Raw genomic sequence first — 5,164 nt, 5'->3', positions numbered from 1 at the left:
TTCCCGACCGTACATCGAGAACCACTCAGTGGACGCAAGCACCAAAAACGGTGTGTTATCAAGTCATCGGCTTATTAGTACCGGTCAGCTTCACGTATTACTACGCTTCCACATCCGGCCTATCAACCCAGTAGTCTGGCTGGGAGCCTCTCACCATAAATGGTATGGAAGTCTCATCTTGAGGCCGGCTTCCCGCTTAGATGCTTTCAGCGGTTATCCATCCCGAACGTAGCTAATCAGCGGTGCTCCTGGCGGAACAACTGACACACCAGAGGTTCGTCCAACCCGGTCCTCTCGTACTAGGGTCAGATCCTCTCAAACTTCCTACGCGCGCAGCGGATAGGGACCGAACTGTCTCACGACGTTCTAAACCCAGCTCGCGTACCGCTTTAATGGGCGAACAGCCCAACCCTTGGGACCTACTCCAGCCCCAGGATGCGACGAGCCGACATCGAGGTGCCAAACCATGCCGTCGATATGGACTCTTGGGCAAGATCAGCCTGTTATCCCCGAGGTACCTTTTATCCGTTGAGCGACAGCGCTTCCACAAGCCACTGCCGGATCACTAGTCCCGACTTTCGTCCCTGCTCGACCTGTCAGTCTCACAGTCAAGCTCCCTTGTGCACTTACACTCGCCACCTGATTGCCAACCAGGTTGAGGGAACCTTTGGGCGCCTCCGTTACATTTTGGGAGGCAACCGCCCCAGTTAAACTACCCACCAGGCACTGTCCCTGAACCGGATCACGGTCCTAAGTTAGATATCCAGAGTGACCAGAGTGGTATTTCAACAATGACTCCACGAACACTGGCGTGTCCGCTTCACAGTCTCCCACCTATCCTACACAAGCCACACCGAACACCAATACCAAGCTGTAGTAAAGGTCACGGGGTCTTTCCGTCCTGCTGCGCGTAACGAGCATCTTTACTCGTAATGCAATTTCGCCGAGTTCGCGGTTGAGACAGTTGGGAAGTCGTTACGCCATTCGTGCAGGTCGGAACTTACCCGACAAGGAATTTCGCTACCTTAGGATGGTTATAGTTACCACCGCCGTTTACTGGGGCTTAAATTCTCAGCTTCGCCTTGCGGCTAACCGGTCCTCTTAACCTTCCAGCACCGGGCAGGCGTCAGTCCGTATACATCGTCTTGCGACTTGGCACGGACCTGTGTTTTTAGTAAACAGTCGCTACCCACTAGTCTCTGCGGCCACCACACCCTTTCGGAGCAAGTCCTAATAAGTGGATGGCCCCCCTTCTCCCGAAGTTACGGGGGCATTTTGCCGAGTTCCTTAACCACGATTCTCTCGATCTCCTTGGTATTCTCTACCTGACCACCTGAGTCGGTTTGGGGTACGGGCAGCTAGAACCTCGCGTCGATGCTTTTCTCGGCAGCATAGGATCACCCACTTTTTATCCGCATCGTGTCTCAGCCTGTATGAGTGACGGATTTGCCTATCACTCGGCCTACGCACTTGCACCAGGACAACCATCGCCTGGCTTGGGCTACCTTCCTGCGTCACACCTGTTAATACGCTAGCCGCACCAGCATGGGGTCGAGCGTTCACACAGACAACCATCACCCCGAAGGGATCCGGAAAATTCCGTGCTAGGACTCTTAGCACCACTGGATTAGCTTGGGCGGTTCTTCGCCGGTACGGGAATATCAACCCGTTGTCCATCGACTACGCCTGTCGGCCTCGCCTTAGGTCCCGACTTACCCAGGGAAGATTAGCTTGACCCTGGAACCCTTGGTCTTTCGGAGGACGTGTTTCTCACACGTCTTTCGCTACTCATGCCTGCATTCTCACTCGTGTCGCGTCCACGGCTGGGTCACCCCGCCGCTTCACTCGCGACACGACGCTCTCCTACCCATCAACACGGCTGGACCACGAAGGCCTACCAAAAATGTCAATGCCACAACTTCGGTGGCGTGCTTGAGCCCCGTTACATTGTCGGCGCGGAATCACTTGACCAGTGAGCTATTACGCACTCTTTCAAGGGTGGCTGCTTCTAAGCCAACCTCCTGGTTGTCTAAGCAACTCCACATCCTTTCCCACTTAGCACGCGCTTAGGGACCTTAGATGGTGGTCTGGGTTGTTTCCCTCTCGACTATGAAGCTTATCCCCCACAGTCTCACTGCTGCGCTCTCACTTACCGGCATTCGGAGTTTGGCTGACGTCAGTAACCTTGTAGGGCCCATCGGCCATCCAGTAGCTCTACCTCCGGCAAGAAACACGCAACGCTGCACCTAAATGCATTTCGGAGAGAACCAGCTATCACGAAGTTTGATTGGCCTTTCACCCCTATCCACAGCTCATCCCCTCAGTTTTCAACCTAAGTGGGTTCGGTCCTCCACGACGTCTTACCGTCGCTTCAACCTGGCCATGGATAGATCACTTCGCTTCGGGTCTAGGACACGCGACTGAATCGCCCTATTCAGACTCGCTTTCGCTACGGCTACCCCACACGGGTTAACCTCGCCACGTATCGCTAACTCGCAGGCTCATTCTTCAAAAGGCACGCTGTCACACCTACCAGGGGTGCTCCAACGGTTTGTAAGCAAACGGTTTCAGGTACTATTTCACTCCCCTCCCGGGGTACTTTTCACCTTTCCCTCACGGTACTTGTCCGCTATCGGTCATCTGGGAGTATTTAGGCTTATCAGGTGGTCCTGACAGATTCACACGGGATTTCTCGGGCCCCGTGCTACTTGGGATACTCTTCACGCCAAGAACAGGCATTTCGACTACGGGGTTCGCACCCTCTATGACCGGCCATTCAAAACCGTTCGTCTATACCCTCTTGTCACGTCGACTGCTCGGCAGAACAATCAGAAAAGTCCCACAACCCCCAACATGCAACGCCTGCCGGCTATCACACACGCTAGGTTTAGCCTCTTCCGGTTTCGCTCGCCACTACTCACGGAATCGCTGTTGCTTTCTCTTCCTGTGGGTACTGAGATGTTTCACTTCCCCACGTTCCCTCTACCCGCCCTATATATTCAGGCGGGAGTCACCAGGTACGCACGCGCCCTGGCGGGGTTTCCCCATTCGGACACCCTCGGATCAAAACTCGCTTATCAGTTCCCCGAGGCTTATCGCAGATTGCTACGTCCTTCTTCGGCTCCAGATGCCAAGGCATCCACCGTTTGCTCTTAAAGACTTGAAATCACATGAGTTGAATCGTCAAAAAATTGACTAATGATCTTTAAGATCATCTACACCACACAACCCAAAGGTTGCATGGAAGATGCTCGCGTCCACTGTGTAGTTCTCAAAGTACGGGCGGTACCCCTCCCCGACATGCCACAACCGCGACACCAGGAAAAGGCCCTAGAGGAACAGCCACCAACCACCACCAGCCTCTTCGACTAGCGCGATCAGCGCCCGGCCCCTCAGGACCCAACAGCGTGCATGTGTCGACAACTCCCACCCGAACCGTTCCAGCAGCAAGCTGCGTACTAGACCCGAGACGATCGTCCCCGACACCCCATCAAATGTTCCACCCATGAGCTAACCAGCAGCACACATTCGGTGCTGACCTGGCGCCTGAACAACCCCACTACAGGGCGTCAGATGCTCCTTAGAAAGGAGGTGATCCAGCCGCACCTTCCGGTACGGCTACCTTGTTACGACTTAGTCCTAATTACCGATCCCACCTTCGACGGCTCCCTCCACAAGGGTTAGGCCACCGGCTTCAGGTGTTACCGACTTTCATGACTTGACGGGCGGTGTGTACAAGACCCGGGAACGTATTCACCGCAGCGTTGCTGATCTGCGATTACTAGCGACTCCGACTTCATGAGGTCGAGTTGCAGACCTCAATCCGAACTGGGACCGGCTTTTTGGGATTCGCTCCACCTCACGGTATTGCAGCCCTTTGTACCGGCCATTGTAGCATGCGTGAAGCCCAAGACATAAGGGGCATGATGATTTGACGTCATCCCCACCTTCCTCCGAGTTGACCCCGGCAGTATCCCATGAGTTCCCACCATTACGTGCTGGCAACATAGAACGAGGGTTGCGCTCGTTGCGGGACTTAACCCAACATCTCACGACACGAGCTGACGACAACCATGCACCACCTGTTCACCAGTGTCCAAAGAGTCCCGTATTTCTACGATGTTCTGGTGTATGTCAAGCCTTGGTAAGGTTCTTCGCGTTGCATCGAATTAATCCGCATGCTCCGCCGCTTGTGCGGGTCCCCGTCAATTCCTTTGAGTTTTAGCCTTGCGGCCGTACTCCCCAGGCGGGGAACTTAATGCGTTAGCTGCGTCACGGAAACCGTGGAATGGTCCCCACAACTAGTTCCCAACGTTTACGGGGTGGACTACCAGGGTATCTAAGCCTGTTTGCTCCCCACCCTTTCGCTCCTCAGCGTCAGTTACGGCCCAGAGATCTGCCTTCGCCATCGGTGTTCCTCCTGATATCTGCGCATTCCACCGCTACACCAGGAATTCCAATCTCCCCTACCGCACTCTAGTCTGCCCGTACCCACTGCAGGCCCGAGGTTGAGCCTCGGGATTTCACAGCAGACGCGACAAACCGCCTACGAGCTCTTTACGCCCAATAATTCCGGATAACGCTTGCGCCCTACGTATTACCGCGGCTGCTGGCACGTAGTTAGCCGGCGCTTTTTCTGCAGGTACCGTCACTCTCGCTTCTTCCCTGCTAAAAGAGGTTTACAACCCGAAGGCCGTCATCCCTCACGCGGCGTTGCTGCATCAGGCTTCCGCCCATTGTGCAATATTCCCCACTGCTGCCTCCCGTAGGAGTCTGGGCCGTGTCTCAGTCCCAGTGTGGCCGGTCACCCTCTCAGGCCGGCTACCCGTCGACGCCTTGGTGAGCCATTACCTCACCAACAAGCTGATAGGCCGCGAGCCCATCCCAGACCAAAAAATCTTTCCAACCCCCACCATGCGATGAGAGCTCATATCCAGTATTAGACGCCGTTTCCAGCGCTTATCCCAGAGTCCAGGGCAGGTTGCTCACGTGTTACTCACCCGTTCGCCACTGATCCACCAAGCAAGCTTGGCTTCACCGTTCGACTTGCATGTGTTAAGCACGCCGCCAGCGTTCATCCTGAGCCAGGATCAAACTCTCCGTAAAAGAAAAATGCCCACCCAACCGGAATAAGGCCGGGACAGACGAGTTCAATCTGACCAAA

General features: G+C 55.0%; 2 rRNA genes. Both read right to left on the bottom strand.

The annotated features are described in order from the left end of the window. Positions 1 to 54 precede the first annotated feature (54 nt). Positions 55 to 3,166: ribosomal RNA gene (locus AVW09_RS15110) — 23S ribosomal RNA — on the bottom strand. A 418-nt stretch (positions 3,167 to 3,584) separates the two neighbouring features. After that, positions 3,585 to 5,106: ribosomal RNA gene (locus AVW09_RS15105) — 16S ribosomal RNA — on the bottom strand. The 16S and 23S rRNA genes sit together here, the layout of an rRNA operon. Between the last annotated feature and the right edge of the window lie 58 nt (positions 5,107 to 5,164).

It is taken from the genome of Microbacterium sp. T32, from assembly GCF_001619615.1.
In the GTDB taxonomy this organism is placed as follows: Bacteria; Actinomycetota; Actinomycetes; order Actinomycetales; family Microbacteriaceae; genus Microbacterium.
The sequence above is the reverse complement of the archived record's forward strand: the minus strand, read 5'-3'. Positions and strand labels throughout refer to the sequence as shown.